We start from the raw sequence: 16,291 nt of genomic DNA, 5'->3' as shown, positions 1-16,291 counted from the left end.
CAACAATGACTCAAAAAGAACGTAAACTGAGAGGTAAATCCATGAAAGCATTTAGTAAAATACTGATCGCCGGCTGTGTGGCCGCAGCGTCTTTTGCCCCAGCAGCCCAGGCGGAGAAATTCTTCGGCTCATCGAGCATCTCCATTCTGCACAGTGACCAGTACCAGGGTGTTCAGTTCGACGCCGGCGGTAACGGCGGCTTTGAATACGAAGCCACCTATTTCACCTTCGAGAACGCGACGGCTCACAACTGGGGAAGCACCTTCTTCTTCATCGACCGTGATCAGGGACAGGGCGATGTTGAAGGCTCTGACAATGTGTACGGCGAATTTGCGCCCACCCTGAGCACAAGCTGGTTAACCGGTGCTGACATGAGCTTTGGTCCGGTCAAGGACGTCACTTTGGGCGCTCAATACGAATTCGGCGGAAGCACGCAGGTCAACAACTACATGGGTGGTTTGGGGCTGGCCTGGGATCTGCCTGGCTTCATGTATTTCAACACCTCCGTTTACTACGTCGATAACGATCAGGTCAGTGATGATTATCAGTTGACCGTTACCTGGGGTGCTCCGTTAGAGATGGGTTCGGCCCTCTTTCTGATTGACGGCTACATTGACTGGTCCACAGCAGAATCTGACCACAAGTCGGAATTTCAGTTCGTGCCTCAGATCAAGCTGGATGTGAGTAACTTCTGGGGAGCTCCGGGGGTTCTCTACGCTGGTGTTGAATACCAGTACTGGAACAACAAGTACGGTCTTGGCGATACGCTGATCGATGATCAGAGCTCCGTCAGTGCACTGGTGAAATTTCACTTTTGATCCTGAACAGGAGTCCGGCAGAATCTTATTGCCGGATTCCTGAACAACTGGACAACAAGTGAGAGGCTCATGACCAACATTTCTGTTGCAGAAAGCTCCGTTGCCGTAAAAAAAGACAGCAAAGGAAAGAACCGGACGTATCGCCCGGGAAGGATACGGGAGCGTAACCGGGAAAGAATACTGATTGCCGCCGAGGAAGAGTTCGCTCTGAACGGCTACAAAGGTACGACGATCCAGAATATCGCCGAGCGGGCCGGGCTGCCAAAGTCCAACGTACTGTACTACTTCAGCAACAAGAAGCGCATGTACGGGGCTATGTTTGACGACATTCTCGCGCGCTGGAACAAGGTGTTCACGGAGATCAGTCCGCAAGACGACCCGTCGGAAGCCCTGGCGACGTTTATCCGGAACAAGGTGGAGATGTCCCGCAAGTACCCGCTGGCGTCCCGATTGTTTGCCATGGAAATTATCCAGGGTGCACCGTTCCTGCTTGAGCACCTGCGCACGAATATGCGCGAGTGGGTCCGGGGCCGGGCGGAGGTTATCCAGTCCTGGATCGACGACGGGCGCATGGCTCCGGTCGACCCAGTGCAGCTGATTTTTCTGATCTGGTCTTCAACCCAACATTACGCCGACTTCCAGGTGCAGATCCTGATGGTGGAAAACAAAGCCGAATACGAGAAGCGCGACTTCGACCATGCGGCGGATTTTCTGACCGGTGTGATCCTCCGGGGGTGTGGTCTTGAGAGTCCGAGATGAAAAAATGTGTTTCATATCCAAGGGATATGCGGGGCTATGGTGAACACCCTCCTCATGCCCAGTGGCCCGGAAATGCCCGGGTTGCGGTCCAGTTTGTACTGAATTACGAAGAGGGTGGGGAAAACTGTGTGCTTCACGGTGATGAGCACTCAGAAACCTTTCTCTCTGACATCATTGGCGCGGTTGCCTACCAGGACCGGCACATGAGTATGGAATCCCTCTATGAGTACGGATCCCGTGCCGGTGTCTGGCGTATTCTGAAAGAATTCCGGAAGCGGGAACTGCCGTTGACTGTTTTCGGGGTCACCATGGCGTTGGCCCGTCATCCGGATGTTGTTCAGGCGTTCCTGGACGACGGCCATGAAATTGCCTGCCACGGTCAGCGCTGGATCCATTACCAGGACATGAGCGAATCGGAAGAGCGCCGGTACCTCGAACGGGCAATCGAGCAGCATGCCGAACTCACCGGAGAGCCTCCTCTGGGCTGGTATACCGGTCGGGACAGCCCGAATACCCGTCGACTTGTCGTGGAGCAGGGCGGCCTGGAATACGACAGCGACTACTACGGTGATGACCTGCCATTCTGGACCACCGTCGAGACCAGCACGGGCGAACAGAAGCCCCATCTCGTGGTGCCCTATACGCTGGAGGCGAACGACATGCGTTTTTGTTCACCCCAGGGGTTTAATTCCGGAGAGCAGTTCTTCCAGTACCTGAAAGACAGCTTTGACGTGCTTTATGAGGAAGGTGCGGAGGCTCCGAAAATGATGTCTGTTGGCCTGCATTGTCGGGTTGTCGGGCGTCCGGGCCGGTTCCGTGCGTTGCAGCGATTCCTTGATTATATCCAGCAACAGGACCGGGTCTGGGTATGCCGGCGTATCGATATCGCCCGCCACTGGAAGCAAGTGCACCCTTACCAACCCGATTGATACCGGAGTGTTCGAATGACCGATGCAGTTGTGGCCCCTGTTGTGGATGGGCCGGAGTTTACCCGCTTGGGCCTGAATCTGGCAGATCGCAGTCTGGGAGCGGAAGTGACCCGGGTGACGGATGAGTTTTTTGCACCCAGGGATCGCATGCTGAACCCGGCACAGCCTGTATTCTATCCCGACCGCTACGACGACCATGGCAAGTGGATGGACGGCTGGGAAACACGTCGCCGAAGGACAACCGGCCACGACTGGTGCATCGTGCGTCTGGCCATGCCGGGCGTTCTGATGGGCGTTGATTTTGATACCAGCTTTTTTACCGGAAACTTTCCTCCGGCGGCCTCTCTGGAAGCCTGTTTCAGTCCGGACGGCGATCCGGATGAACACGCAGGCTGGCAAGTTTTGGTGCCCGCTACCGGGCTGAGCGGTAATGATCACCGGTTTTGCGCCATTGAATCCGGTCAGCCATGGACGCACCTGCGCATGCATATCTATCCGGATGGCGGACTGGCGCGCCTGCGAGTCTATGGCAAACCCTTCTGTGACTGGGAAATAATGCTGGCGGCCGGTGAGAGCCGAAATCTTCTGGCACTGGAACATGGCGCAGATCAGGTGGCCTGGAGCGACGCCCACTACGGCGAGCCGCGCAAATTACTGAGACCGGGACGAGGCCTTAATATGGGCGATGGCTGGGAAACCCGCCGGCGGCGCGAACCCGGTAACGACTGGTGCATTCTGGCCCTTGGTCACAAGGGGGTTGCTGAACGCATAGAGGTGGATACAGCGCATTTTAAAGGCAACTTTCCGGCCGCCTGCTCCATTCAGGCGGCCTGCGTGGAGGATGGAGCCAGCACGGCACAGTCTCTGATTACCCAAAGCATGTTCTGGCCGACCTTGATGGATCAGCAGCCGTTGACGGCTGACCGTATCCATCAGTTCCAGGCGCTGGAGGACCTCGGGCCGATTACCCACATCCGGTTCAATAGCATTCCTGACGGTGGCGTCAGCCGCGTTCGCCTGTGCGGAACACCCGTGTCATGAAACAGTTCCGACGTCTTGTTGCCGAGCCTTTGACCCGCGAAGCTTTCGCTCCGTTCGGAGATGTGATTGATACCGATGGTGCCGAGTCTTTTCCCATTAACCAGGGGCGTACCGAGCGTTTTCATGCCTTGTCCACTGTGGCTCTATCGGGTGCTACAGATCGGGGCATTCTTTCGATTTTTCGTGGCCAGCCTCTTGTTCCTCTCGAACTAGATCTGATGGAACGTCACCCGTTGGGGAGTCAGTCATTCATACCCATGAACAACGTCGACTTTCTGGCAGTCGTTGCACTGCCAGGTGATTTCGACGAAACCGCCGTCCGGGTATTTCTGGTCAAAGGCCATCAAGGCGTCACATACCACGCCGGCACATGGCACGCACCGTTGCTACCTCTGAAAGCCGATGCCGATTATCTGGTGGTTGACCGTAAGGGGCCGGGTCAGAATTGTGATGAGATCAACCTGCAGCAAGTCATCAGACCCATTCTGGCTGCTGTTTAGGGTTTCCCCATGTCAGACCCTCTATCCGAACTGAACCCGGTGACCGAAAGGCGAGCGATTCGGGTTCTACGCCCCGATTCTCCCAGTGAAGCAGTCAGTCTGGCCCGGCGATTCAAGGTGCCATACATGGCGGGCGGGACATGGCTTCAGCCGACCCATGAGCGGGATCAGTGCTGGCCGGAAAAACTGGTGGCCCTGAATGCTGCCTGGCCTGCTTTCCGGGGGCTGGAAGATGATTCACGGGGGCTCACCGTGGGTGCGCTGACGTCTTTGTCGGAGATGGCTCGGCATCCTCTGGTCCGAGAATATCTGCCTCCGCTGGCCTTGTTTCTGAATCGGGTGGCAGGGCCGGGTGTCCGGGCCCTGGGAACCGTTGGCGGCAATCTGGCTGTGGGTGGAGATCTGTCTGCCCTGGCCATGGCGCTTGATGTTCGGGTGGACGTCCTCAACCGCACCGGAGAGCGGACACTGCCACTTTCCCGGTGGTTGAGGGAGCGGGCATCGGACGATCTGTTGCGTGGCTTTACGATTCCGGATTGCAGGGGTTGGCGGATCTCGCTGGAAAAACTCGGCTATCGGGAAAGGTTCAGTCCGACTCGCGCTACTCTGGTTTGTGTTCATGATGGTGATCGGGTGCGCCTTGCGGTGTGTGGCGAGGGCGGCCTGCTTCGCCTGGTGGCGCCGGAAACGTTTGTTAATGATCGGGCTGATCTGGCATCGGGTGATGTCGGGGCGGTGATCGACCGCGAATTGGCTGCTCATGGTTGGCAGGACGCCCATCTGCGGATGGCGTTGCGACGAATGACAACGGGGCTTCTGTCGGAGGTGGCTCTTGGAACTTAAACCCCAACCCGGTATGGCGGAAACCAGTGTTCTTGAACGTATAGAGGGGCGGTTTGGCTACGCCACGGATCAGCAGCACCTTCCCGGTTTATTGCACGGGGCCATCTTGCGCAGTCGGCATGCGCACGCCCGTTTGCTGCGGGTAGATACCTCCCGGGCCCGATTGATGTCCGGCGTCAGAGCGGTGGTGACGGCAGCAGATGTGCCGGGCCTCAACCGCCTTGGCATTGTTGTGCGTGATCAGCCTGTGTTGTGTGAAGACCGCGTCCGCTATGAGGGCGATGCCATTGCGGCGGTGGCCGCCGATACGGTGGAGCAGGCCCGGGCGGCGTTGGAGGTGATTGATGTCGACTACGCGCCCCTGGCGGTCGTCGATCAGGCTGAAACGGCAGAACAGATGTCGCCCCTGCATGGCGAGAGCAACCTTCTGGCCCGGGAGGCCTTTGAGCGGGGCGATACCGACGCAGCCTTTGCCCGATGTGCCGTGATCGTGGAGCATCACTACCAGACGCCCCGGCAAATGCACGCTTTCATGGAGACCGAGGGCGGTGTGGCCATTCCGGATAACAACGGTGGTGTGATCTTTCGGGTCGGTTGTCAGTCAGGCCACCGTGATGCCGAACAGCTGGCCGACATTCTCGGACTCAAACCCTCTCAGGTGACGGTGGAGGCAACCCCGACGGGGGGCGCATTTGGTGGTAAGGATGAGCTGACCATTCAGCCGGCGGCCGGCATCCTGGCCTTACAGACCGGTTCCCCGGTTCTGATTCATCTGGATCGTTTCGAGTCCTGTCGCACCGGAATCAAGAGACACCCTGTGTCGATGATCATGACCACCGGGTGTGACCGCCAGGGCCGGATTCTGGCCCACCGTGTCGACGCGCTGCTCGATACCGGTGCCTACGCAAGCCTGGGGCCGGCGGTGCTGGAAAACTTCCTGGATCATGCCACGGCGCCCCTGTACCGGATCGAGGCGTATTCGGTTTCCGGACGGTTGGTTTACACTAACAATGGCGTTTCCGGAGCCTTTCGGGGGTTTGGCGGAAATCAGGCAACGTTTGCCGTGGAATCACAACTCGACGCCCTGGCCGAAAAGCTGGCTATGTGCCCGTTGGCGCTTCGCAGAATCAATCTGCGCACGGTTGATGAACCCGGCAGCCGGGGCCAGGTGGTGCGCTGGAGTGCACCGCCGACCGATGTTCTGGCCGAGGCTGGCGCCTCACCCCTCTGGGCGCCCGCGGTTTCGGATGCCCGTAGGCGTTGGCTGACCGGTACCGGCATGGCGATGGGGGCTCAGGGTAACGGACTTGGCGACGGCTTGCCCGACAGAGGCGGCGGTCGGGTGAGTTTGAGCGCTGAAGGCCGGATCCGCCTGGAATTTGGCTTCTCCGACTATGGCCAGAACCTTGCCGAAGCGATCACCTGCCTCGTTTGTGAGACCCTGGGTTGCGTGGCCGGCGATATCGACGTGGTGCTGGGGAACTCGCGGGGGCCGGATTCCGGTCCCACCAGTGCTTCACGCAGCTCTGTTCTGATTCATGGTGTTCTGGCCGACATTCTCCCCCGCTGGAAAGACCGCGTGCGGGATCAGGCTGCAGTGCTGACCGGCCTGCCTTGTGATCAACTGTACAGCGGCCCGGGAGGCTTGTTCGCCGGGGGGCGCCAGGTGCTGAGCTACAGGGAACTGGCTGAAAAAGGGCAACCTGAACAGACTCGGGTTGATGCCAGTCAGGCCTTTCCTGTTGCTCCGGAAGGAAATCAACTCGTGGGTCGTTACCTTCAGTTGCAGATTGCGACGGTGGCCAGGGTTGCCGTAGACCGCCTGACCGGTCGGGTCCGGGTGACTGATCTTCACCACATAACCGCGGCGGGCCGTGTTATCTATCCTCCCGGCTATCTCGGCCAGATTGAGGGAGCAGCCATCATGGGGCTGGGCATGGCGCTCAGCGAGGACATGCCGACCCGGCAAGGACGCTACCTGGCTGACAATCTGGACCAGTACATAATCCCCACCCTGCAGGATGTGCCTGACCAACGTGTGGATGTTCTGGATAACACACCGACGACTGATCGCTTTCCGGTTCGAGGAGTTGGAGAACTGGGTATTGAGGCGGTGGCGCCGGCCATCTGCTCGGCGATTGAGGCGGCCACCGGTATCCGGGTCCGGCACCTTCCGGTGGATGCCGGATACCTGTTGGCCGAGCTTTGTGCCCAAGAGGAAACCTGTTCATGACCAGACAGACTCAGCCGGAACCCTGCGCGCCGGAACACGTGACGTTTGAACTGAACGGCGACGTTATTTCACAGTGGGTATCGCCGGCAACCACGTTGCTGGACATCCTGAGGGGCTCCGGGCGGATCACCTCTGCCCGGGCCGGTTGCCGTATCGGCCGGTGCGGGGCCTGCACGGTGTTGTTGAACGGTCAGGCGGTTCCCGGGTGTCTGGTGATGGCCTGGCAGGTCTCGGGATGCACGGTGGAAACGGCTGAAGGTTTGGCCGAAGCCTCTGATTTTGCTCAGGTAAGAGACGCCCTGGCGACCGAAAGCGCGTTGCAGTGTGGCTATTGTACGCCGGGTGTCGCGGTATCGCTGGTTTCAGGTTTGCGTCAGCAGCAGAACGGTGATGTCGTTGATCTTGAAGAGGCGGTGGCCGGCAACCTATGCCGATGCACCGGATACGGTGGTCTGAAACGTGCCATTGCTGTGCTCACAGAGACGAGTTCTGAAACCTAGGGGGAGCTATGTCCAGTTTTGCAATCCGTCACGCCGCGATCTTCACTGTGGACCCGGACAATCGGGTGATTGCCGATGGTGCACTGGTGGTCGAAGACGGGATGATTCGCCAGGTTGGCGATGTCAGGGAAGTGACTATCCCGGAAGGCGTAGAGGTGATCGATGCCGGCGGCCACGCCTTGCTGCCCGGCCTGATCGACTGTCATTCCCACTCCAGCCTGATGCGTGGTGTGACCGAAAACATGCCTCTGATGGACTGGTTGCCCTGGTACCAACTGGAACACCGGGCCATGACCGAGGAGTACGCTTACCATTCCGCCCGCCTCTGCTACCTCGAGGCTCTGCAGTCCGGCATTACCTGCGTGATGGATATGTTCCGGTACATGGATCGCTGCGCCGACGCTGCGGCTGACCTAGGGCTGCGGGTGCAGTTGGCACCATATGTGGCCGACCGGCCCGGCAAGGATTTCTTCTCGACCCGGGAGGAGAACCGGCAACTGATCCGGTCTCACCATGAAAGCCAGAATGGCCGCATTCGTGTCTGGATGGGGCTGGAACATCTGTTTTACTGCACGGAAGATGCCTACCGGGACGCCGCCCGATTAAGTCGTGAGTATGGCGTGGGCATCCATACCCACTGCAGTGAGCAGAAGGAAGAAGAGCAGGCAGTCACGGCCGAGTTTGGCCGTCGATCCCTGGCGATGCTGGATCACTACGGCATTCTTGGGGAGCGGACCCTGCTGGCCCACTGCGTGTGGCTCAATAATGAGGAGATCGCCCGGGTGGCGGATACCGGCACCAGCATCGCTCACTGTCCGGTAAGTAACGCCAAACTGGCCAGCGGTGTGGCCCGTGTGCCGGAAATGCTGGCGGCAGGTGTCACCGTGGGCCTGGGTACCGATGGGCCGGTCTGTAACAACAGCCTCAGCCTGTTTGAGGAGATGAAGTTTGCCTCCCTGATTCAGAAGGCAACGCGGCTGGATGCCACGGTACTTCCTGCCGAGCAGATTCTGAGGATGGCAACGATCAACGGAGCCAGGGCACTGGGCCTGGATCGGGAAATCGGCTCCCTTGAAGTGGGCAAGAAAGCCGATTTGCTGTTGCTGGATCTGGGTGGCGCCAATATGGCACCGGTGTCGGTGAACGAGCAGGGAGGAAACCTGATCTGGAACCTGGTGTTTGCGGCCGGTCCGGGCAATGTGTCCGGTGTCTGGGTGGACGGGCGGCAGTTGCTTCGCCGTGGTGAAGCGGTGCAGGTCAGCCAGCAGGCGGTCATTGCCGATGCCCAGCGGCAGGGGCTTGCTCTGCATGAGGCCTGTCGGAAACTGGCCCACACACGAATGTCCATGGTCTGACAGCGAGCATATTCAGGAGATCACGATGTCTGCATTACCCATTATTTCCCTGGCCGGCCTGCGCAGCGACGTCCCGGCTCAGCGTCGGGCCACCGCCGCTGAGCTGGGGCGGGCCTGCAGGGAAGTCGGCTTTTTCTACGCTACGGATCACGGAATCCCCCAGGCGGTCTGCGAGGATGCGTTTACCCTGGCAAAGGAACTCTTTGCGCTGCCGATCGCCGAGAAAGAAGTGCTGTCGATCAAGCGCTCGCCCCACAACCGCGGATACGTGGCGATGGCGGATGAGAAGCTGAATCCGGAGTCTGGTGCGGATATGAAGGAAGCCTTCAATATCGGAACGGACTTTCCGGAGGATCACCCGGATGTCCTGGCAGGAAAACCGTTTCGCGGCGTCAACTTCTGGCCCCCGATCGACGGCTGGCGTCAGCGTGCACTGGACTATTTCAACCACTGCCTGGAGCTGGGAAGAACTATTCATCGTGGTTTCAGTATGGATCTGGGGCTGGATGAAGAGTTTTTTGCCCGGCATCTGTCATCGCCGATTGCCACCCTGCGCATGCTGCGCTATCCACCGAGCGCCGGCACCAACACCCGGGAAGACGGTGGTGCTGGAACCCACAGTGATTACGGCAACATCACCATTTTGGCGACAGACAAGGTTGCCGGGCTGGAAGTGCTGAACCGACAGGGCGAGTGGATTCAGGCCCCCCACGTGCCGGGAGCCTTTGTCTGTAACATCGGTGATTGTCTGATGCGCTGGAGTAACGACGTTTACGTCTCCACCCCGCACCGGGTCAGGCCGCCTGCGCAGGAGCGGTACTCTATCGCGCACTTTCTGGAAGTAAACCCGGACTCGGTTGTGGATCCCCGGGATGTCGTACCGGACCAGGCGCCAAAGTATCAGCCGATTACCTGTGCGGATTATCTTGCGTCACGGTTGAACGCAACGTACGACCACCGGGAACCGGAGTGATCAGGATGCTGTCCGCATCACGCTGACGTGGGCAGCGACAACCTTCCAGCCATCCGGGAACCGTGCCAGGTTTGCATCTGTAAGCCCAGACCCGCCGGGTATGTGAGCTGGTGGGGAAAGACCGTCGGCAGTCTCCGGTGATGGATCTGGTGGACGGCCGGGACTTTGGTTTCGACCCTCCCGAGCGCAAGTATGAGTCCGGTCAGGAGTAGTCTCTGATTTGATGTCCTGACGGGCCGGGAGTTACTCCCGGCTCTGCAGCCTCTGCACAATATCGTCCGTGCTTGTCACCTCACCGAATTCGTAGGCAAAGGTGGTCAGGGCGACCTTTTGAACCTCGTCTGCAGTAACGGCCCCCCAGCCAAGATCGGGATAGGGCATGGCGGCGCTGGCATCGCTCAGCGCGATAACCTTGTATTCCCGGTGAACGGCGTCGCGAATGGTGGTGTCACAGCAAACATTGGTGACGGTGCCACAAACGATCAGGGTATCCACATCCCGGGAACGTAGTATGGTGTCCAGGTCGGTGCCGTGAAAGCCGCTGTAGAAGAGTTTGTCCACCACCACATCTCCGGTCAGCGGCGCAAGCTGCTCGATAATCTCAACCATGGGATTGTCACGCGCCAGAACCTCGTCGACATCCGGATACATATCGCTCATGCGCCCGGTGTCAGTGCCGTCACCGCGAACGATGTGACGCAGATAGATAACGGGGACTCCGTTCTTCCGGCAAACGTCGGCCAGTTGCTGAATTCGTGGCGTGATTGCTGTGGTCGATGGAACGTAAAGATCTCCCTCGGGCTCACAGAAGACTCGCTGCATGTCCACCACAATCAGGGCGGTACGACCCGTGACGACCGGCCAGGCATATCTGAGTTTCGGCATGTTCAGGCGTCCTGTTCGTGGCTCGGGCTCTGTTCGCGATGAATGGCATAGGGCCCCCAGGCTTGCCGTACCGGTACCATTTCCACACGATTGATATTGATGTGGTCGGGCAGGTTGGCGATGTGGGCAATCTGCTCGGCAATGTCTTCGGCAGACAACGGCACGGTTCCCTCGTAAACAGAATTTGCTGCGGCCTTGTTGCCGCTGTTACGAACTACCGAAAACTCGGTTTCGGCAATGCCGGGTGCCAGATCGGTGACGCGCACCCCGGTGCCCAGGAGGTCACAGCGGAGGTTGTAGGAGAACTGTTTGATAAACGCCTTGCTGGCACCGTATACATGGCTGCCAGGATACGGCCACTCACCGGCAGTGGAGCCGATGTTGATGATGTTGGTGCCGGCCCCGGTCTCAATCAGTGTGGGCAGCAGGGCATGGGTCACATTGACCACCCCGGTAATGTTGGTGTTGATCATGGTGTGCAGGTCGGCAAGCTGAACATCCTGCATGGCAGCCGGTGCCAGTGCCAGGCCGGCGTTGTTGACCAGGGTATGAATCCGACGAAAGCCTGAAGGCAGCGAGGCGATCGCCTGTGTCACCGCTTCGGCGTCCTGGACATCCAGTTTCAGAGGATGCACCGGTGTCAGGCATCCAAGCTCATCGGCCAGAGCGTAAAGGCGTTCTTCCCGGCGGCCGCAGATAACAATGGACCAGCCGTCGGCGGCAAACCGCCGGGCCGTGGCGGCGCCAAAGCCGGAGGTTGCACCGGTGATAAACAGAGTCTTGCTCAAGGTACTCTCCTGGTGATCGGTAGGGTGTCTGTTCTGCGCCGGATCAGGTGCGCTCTTCCCGGATAAAGGGTGCCCCCAGGGCGCCGGGCTGACTGTTGCTGTCCCTTTTTGATGCGGCCACCCAGATCATGACACCGAGGGTGATGGCGTAAGGGGCCATGAACACAAAGTATTGCGATAGCTTGATGCCGGAAGCGGCCAACTGAGGAATTAGTGCTTCAATGCAGCCGAACAGAATGGCCCCGGCCAGTGCTTTCCAGGGTGACCAGCGAGCGAAAATAACCAGTGCGACGGCAATCCATCCCCTGCCTGCGGTCATGTTTGAAATCCAGAGTTTGGTGCTCAGAACGGCAATGAATGCACCGGCCAGACCAATCAACGCGGCGCCGATCACAATGGCCGCCAACCGGTAGCTCAGTACCGGGATGCCGGCAGCGTCCGCTGCCTGTGGATTTTCGCCAACGGCGCGCATGCGCAGTCCGGGCGTAGTGCGATTGAGGGCCCAGACGGAAACCAGAAAAATCACAGGGATTAGATAGACCACGGGATTCTGAATGAAAAACCGGCCCAGGTAGGGCAACTCGGAGAGTGGCCAGAATGCGATGGTCTCCAGTCCGGGCACAGGCTGGTTGGTCCAGCCCATCAGTGTTCCGGTCAGGGTTGTCAGTCCCTGGCAGAAGAACACCAGTACCAGACCCGAGATTACCTGGTTCATGCGCATGACCAGAACCATCAGGGCAAACAGCAGGGAAACCACGCTGGCGGCAAACATGGCCATGATCAGCGCGAGCGCGGTGTGTTCGAAGGTCAGGTAGGCACCTATCCCGGCAACGGCCCCAACAAGCATCAGCCCCTCGGCACCCAGTGCCAGAACACCGGATTTCTCGGTGATGATCAGTCCCAGAGCCGCGAGGGCAAAAGGCACGGCAAACTCAGGGATGTTACCCATCCAGCTCGTAATCAGGTCCATGATCAGTCTTCCCCTTGCACGCGGCGAATACGATGTCGAATAAAGAAATCTGAAGAGGCGACGCAGATCACCAGTACGGCCTGGATCAGTTGCACCATGGCAAACGGGATTTGATAGAACACCTGAAGGCTTCTACCCGCAACGAACAGGGTGGCAATCAGCAACGCGGCGCAGGTGGCCGCAATGGGATTATTTCGGGCCAGAAACGCGATCAGAATGCCTGAAAACCCATAGCCCACGTAGAAGGAATGTGTGAGGCGACCCTCCTGGCCCGCGGCGACCATAAGGCCAGCCAGTCCCGCCAGGGCGCCGGAAAAGAGCACTGCCATCAGGATGGTTTTGGCAACAGGAACCCCAACGGCACTGGCGACTTTCGGGCTCTTGTCCACGAACCGTAGATAGAGACCGGCGCGGGAGATGTTGACGAACCAGAGTACGAGTAGGGCAATGACAATGGCGATGGGGATCGACAGGCTGAGGCCATTTCCCAACTCCGGCAGAAGCTCGAAGCTTTCATACTTGGGAGAGTATGGGAACGCGTCTTTGGGGTCTTTCCAGGCCCCGTACATCAGGTGCAGCAATACGTTAATCGCAATGTAATTGAGCATCAGGGTCGAAACAATTTCATTAACCTGAAGCTTGAGCCGAAGAAGTACCGGGGCAACCGCCCACAATAATCCGCAGGCCATGGCGGCGGCGATCATCAGTGGAAGACGCATGCCCGGAGCACCGATGTCCCACATGGTGATGGCAGTGGCGCCAATGGCCCCGAAGATCATCTGGCCTTCCAGGCCGAGGTTCCAGAACTTGGCCCGGAACGCCAGGCAACCAGCCAGGCCCACCATAATCAGCGGTGAGGCCTGAAAGAGCACCGATGTCAGGCTCTGGCTATCAAACAGAGTGAGGATCACAAACTCGTTCAGCAGTTCGCCTGCCGGAACTCCCGCGACCACGAGGATGGTGCCGGAAATCAGCAGGCCTAGGATCATGGACCCGGCCAGAATCAGTGCCTGCCAGTGCCAGGCCATCTGCTGGCGGACTTCCAGGGTATATCTGCGCTTTATGAGCGGGCGTTGTAATGCAAATTCAGACATGGTTCACCATTGCTTGGCCAATGGCCTGACGATCGGCAGGCTGTGAAAACTCGTTCACGATACGTCCAGCGGACATGACGCCTATCCGGTCGGCCATGGCCATGACTTCGTCCAGATCCTCACTGATAAGGAGAACCGCTGCGCCATTATCCCGGGCTGCACGCAGCCGTTTCCTGACAGCTTCGGTCGCTTTGACGTCGAGGCCCCGGCTGGGGCTGTGGGCGAGGACAAGTTTAGGGGGATGACTGAACTCCCGGGCGATGACCAGCTTTTGTGCGTTCCCTCCGGAGAGCAGTGCCGATTTCTGTTTCAGCGAACGAACACCCTGGACATCGAATTGTCGAACGGCTTCCGCCGCGTCTGCTTCGATGGCTCCGGTTTTGAGATACCAGAACGGGCCATATCGTCCGGAATGGATGTCGCCCAAGGCAAAGTTGTCAGCGATAGAGAGCGGGCCGGCAAGAGCAGAACCATAACGGTCTGCAGGGATGGCGGCGACGCCGATGGCGCGGCGCCGGGCTGCATCGAAGTCGGCCAGATCGCCTTCGCCGATCAGCTTCATGGTGCCTTCGACACCCTCTGGAATGCCCATCAGGGCGTTGGCCAGTTCGCTCTGGCCGTTCCCGCCGACGCCGGCGATACCGTATATTTCCCCCTTGTTCAGGGTCAGGTCCAGGCCATTCAGGGCCCGGTGGTCACCGGTGCTGGTGAGACCCTTGACGTTCAAATAAGGCTCACCAGATGTCCGTTCCTCTACAGGAATCCTCTGCTCCGGTGCTGATTCGCCGACGGTCAGCTTCACCAGTTCATCCACGGATACCGAATCCGGCTTCAGGCTTTTGATGGTTCGGCCCGAACGCATAATGGTGACCTGATCGGCATAGCGCAGCACGTCGTTCATTTTGTGGGTTACAAGGATGACAGCAGCGCCCTCATGGGCGAATCCCCGCACGGTCGTGAGCAGGTTTTCGGCTTCTTCTTCGGTAAGCACGGCGGTAGGCTCATCCAGAATCAGTATCTTGGCGCCGGCCAGAAGTACTTTAAGAATTTCCACGCGTTGCTGTTCTGCGATGGAGAGTTGATCAATGCGGGCGTCGGGATCAATCCTGAACCCGATGCGCTCGGCCATGGCACGGATGTCGTCAGACACCCGGCGTAGGCGTTCCCGATAAAGCCCGCTGGCCTGGATATGACCCAGGTTCAGCAGGATATTCTCGGCAACGGTGAAGGGAGTCACCAGTTTGAAGTGCTGGTGAACCATTCCGATGCCGAGTTTGGCGGCTTCTTTCGGGCCTTTCAGTTTTACTGGGTTGTCGTCGATGAACAGCGATCCGCCTTCGGGACCATAGAGGCCGGCCACGATGTTCATCAGGGACGACTTGCCGGCTCCGTTTTCGCCGAGCAGGGCGTGAACTTCGCCCCACCTGGCGGTGAAGTCAGCGTCGGACAGGGCCTTGAAACCGTCGAAGGTCTTGCTGACGCCGCTCAGCTGGATCGCGTTCTGTGTACTCATTGCTGGGTAATCACTCCGTCAACAAACCAGTCCATCTGCCACAGGGCGCCATCGGATACGACTTCGCCTTCTGCTGCGCGAACGGTGCCGTTCTGGTCTTTCAGCGGGCCGGCATAGACCTGTAGTTCACCATTCATCAGCTTCTCGCGGGCCGCCATAATCTTGGCTTCTTCTTCCTCATCAACGTTCGGCCCACAGCAGGCGATGTCGGTACCGCCTTCTTTCATGGACAGCAGCGCTCCATGGGGGGCTGGTACCCAGTTGCCGGCGATGATTTTTTCCAGTTCGTTCTTCAGGAAGCGATCCCAGACCCAGACTGACGAACAAACCGTAGCCTTCGGTGCGAACTCGCGGAAATCACGATGGTGACCTGTGCCGTAGACGCCATTTTCCTGGGCAACCAGTTGCGGTGTCGGGGTGTCTACGTGCTGGCCGATGACATCGGCGCCCTGATCGATCAGGGCCTTGGTTGCGGAGCGCTCTTTGGTGGGGTCATTCCAGGCGCCGGTATAGACCACGGTGACGGTTGCATCGGGGTTCATTTCACGGGCACCCATGGCGTAAGCATTGATGGTCCAGTTCACAACACCGAACGGGTTGGCAGCGACGAAACCGAGCTTGCCGGATTCAGACGCTGCGCCGGCTGCCATGCCACAAAGGTACTGGCTCTCGTAGGTACGGCCGTAGTAAGACAGCAGGTTGGGGCCGTTGGTGGTGCCAGAACCGTTCAGGAAGGCGACGTCCGGATAGTCTTCAGACAATGATTTGAATGTATCGGAGTAACCGAAAGCGGTACCGATAATAATGTTGGCGCCACGTTTGATAAAACGCTCGACGGCCGGCCGGATGGCCGAGGCAGATTCAGGAACGCTTTCCACGTACTGAATCTTGATGTCCAGTTCATCCTCCAGGCGCTGACGGGCTTCATCAAAAGCCTGAGTCCAGCCGCCGTCATTGGTCGGAGAGATATAGAGCATGGCGATCTTTGGGTCACTCTTGAGAGTGAAGCCTTCGGCGTGAGCGGTGTTCAATAGGCCCAGGAAACCGGCCAGTGCAAAGCAGGCACTGAATATGAGTTTTTTCATGTTGG

Annotated in this window: 16 protein-coding genes; 10 read left to right on the top strand and 6 right to left on the bottom strand. The window is 58.8% G+C overall.

Annotated elements, in window-relative coordinates:
* The first annotated feature begins 41 nt into the window (after positions 1–41).
* The 10 genes from B2590_RS03600 to B2590_RS03555 all read left to right on the top strand — a co-directional run bounded on the left by B2590_RS03600 (position 42) and on the right by B2590_RS03555 (position 9,951).
* Positions 42–818, top strand: coding sequence for an outer membrane protein OmpK (locus B2590_RS03600; protein ID WP_041332575.1), 777 nt, complete (start codon positions 42–44; stop codon positions 816–818).
* A 69-nt stretch (positions 819–887) separates the two neighbouring features.
* Positions 888–1,577: a TetR/AcrR family transcriptional regulator gene (locus B2590_RS03595; protein ID WP_041332576.1), complete on the top strand. Its 690-nt coding sequence runs from the start codon at positions 888–890 to the stop codon at positions 1,575–1,577.
* Positions 1,574–2,506 (top strand): allantoinase PuuE, encoded by a 933-nt coding sequence (gene puuE / locus B2590_RS03590; RefSeq protein ID WP_041332577.1) that lies wholly within the window; start codon positions 1,574–1,576, stop codon positions 2,504–2,506. The genes B2590_RS03595 and puuE overlap by 4 nt, the downstream gene beginning before the upstream one ends.
* Before the next feature lie 15 nt (positions 2,507–2,521).
* Positions 2,522–3,547, top strand: coding sequence for an allantoicase (gene alc / locus B2590_RS03585; RefSeq protein WP_041332579.1), 1,026 nt, complete (start codon positions 2,522–2,524; stop codon positions 3,545–3,547).
* Complete coding sequence (locus B2590_RS03580; RefSeq protein ID WP_041332580.1) at positions 3,544–4,047, top strand: ureidoglycolate lyase; 504 nt, start codon at positions 3,544–3,546, stop codon at positions 4,045–4,047. The genes alc and B2590_RS03580 overlap by 4 nt, the downstream gene beginning before the upstream one ends.
* Before the next feature lie 9 nt (positions 4,048–4,056).
* Positions 4,057–4,890 carry an FAD binding domain-containing protein gene (locus B2590_RS03575; protein WP_082040492.1) on the top strand — a complete coding sequence of 278 codons (834 nt, stop codon included), beginning with the start codon at positions 4,057–4,059 and terminating at the stop codon, positions 4,888–4,890.
* A complete protein-coding gene (locus B2590_RS03570; RefSeq protein WP_143071183.1) occupies positions 4,880–7,123 on the top strand; it encodes a xanthine dehydrogenase family protein molybdopterin-binding subunit in 2,244 nt (747 codons plus the stop codon). Before B2590_RS03575 ends, B2590_RS03570 begins: the two co-directional genes overlap by 11 nt.
* Positions 7,120–7,623: a (2Fe-2S)-binding protein gene (locus B2590_RS03565; protein WP_052479366.1), complete on the top strand. Its 504-nt coding sequence runs from the start codon at positions 7,120–7,122 to the stop codon at positions 7,621–7,623. Before B2590_RS03570 ends, B2590_RS03565 begins: the two co-directional genes overlap by 4 nt.
* 8 nt (positions 7,624–7,631) lie before the next feature.
* Positions 7,632–8,978: an amidohydrolase family protein gene (locus tag B2590_RS03560; RefSeq protein ID WP_041332582.1), complete on the top strand. Its 1,347-nt coding sequence runs from the start codon at positions 7,632–7,634 to the stop codon at positions 8,976–8,978.
* Positions 8,979–9,003: 25 nt separating this feature from the next.
* Positions 9,004–9,951, top strand: coding sequence for an isopenicillin N synthase family dioxygenase (locus B2590_RS03555; RefSeq protein ID WP_041332583.1), 948 nt, complete (start codon positions 9,004–9,006; stop codon positions 9,949–9,951).
* A gap of 243 nt (positions 9,952–10,194) precedes the next feature.
* On the opposite strand, the gene B2590_RS03550 is transcribed toward B2590_RS03555, so the two are convergent.
* Genes B2590_RS03550 through B2590_RS03525 form a run of 6 tightly spaced genes read right to left on the bottom strand, consistent with a single transcriptional unit; the run spans position 10,195 to position 16,286 of the window.
* The gene (locus B2590_RS03550; protein WP_041332584.1) at positions 10,195–10,836 is read right to left on the bottom strand and encodes an isochorismatase family protein; all 642 of its coding nucleotides are present in this window, start codon (positions 10,834–10,836) and stop codon (positions 10,195–10,197) included.
* 2 nt (positions 10,837–10,838) lie between these two features.
* Positions 10,839–11,624: an SDR family NAD(P)-dependent oxidoreductase gene (locus B2590_RS03545; RefSeq protein ID WP_041332585.1), complete on the bottom strand. Its 786-nt coding sequence runs from the start codon at positions 11,622–11,624 to the stop codon at positions 10,839–10,841.
* A gap of 43 nt (positions 11,625–11,667) precedes the next feature.
* Positions 11,668–12,594, bottom strand: coding sequence for an ABC transporter permease (locus B2590_RS03540; RefSeq protein WP_091644521.1), 927 nt, complete (start codon positions 12,592–12,594; stop codon positions 11,668–11,670).
* Between the two features lie 2 nt (positions 12,595–12,596).
* Positions 12,597–13,688 (bottom strand): ABC transporter permease, encoded by a 1,092-nt coding sequence (locus tag B2590_RS03535; protein ID WP_091644518.1) that lies wholly within the window; start codon positions 13,686–13,688, stop codon positions 12,597–12,599.
* Positions 13,681–15,201, bottom strand: coding sequence for an ABC transporter ATP-binding protein (locus B2590_RS03530; protein ID WP_091644515.1), 1,521 nt, complete (start codon positions 15,199–15,201; stop codon positions 13,681–13,683). Before B2590_RS03530 ends, B2590_RS03535 begins: the two co-directional genes overlap by 8 nt.
* Positions 15,198–16,286, bottom strand: a complete 1,089-nt coding sequence (locus tag B2590_RS03525) for a BMP family ABC transporter substrate-binding protein (protein ID WP_091644512.1) — start codon at positions 16,284–16,286, stop codon at positions 15,198–15,200. Before B2590_RS03525 ends, B2590_RS03530 begins: the two co-directional genes overlap by 4 nt.
* Positions 16,287–16,291 lie beyond the last annotated feature (5 nt).

It is taken from the genome of Marinobacter sp. UBA3604 (assembly GCF_002375325.1).
In the GTDB taxonomy this organism is placed as follows: domain Bacteria; phylum Pseudomonadota; class Gammaproteobacteria; order Pseudomonadales; family Oleiphilaceae; genus Marinobacter; species Marinobacter salarius.
The sequence above is the reverse complement of the archived record's forward strand: the minus strand, read 5'-3'. Positions and strand labels throughout refer to the sequence as shown.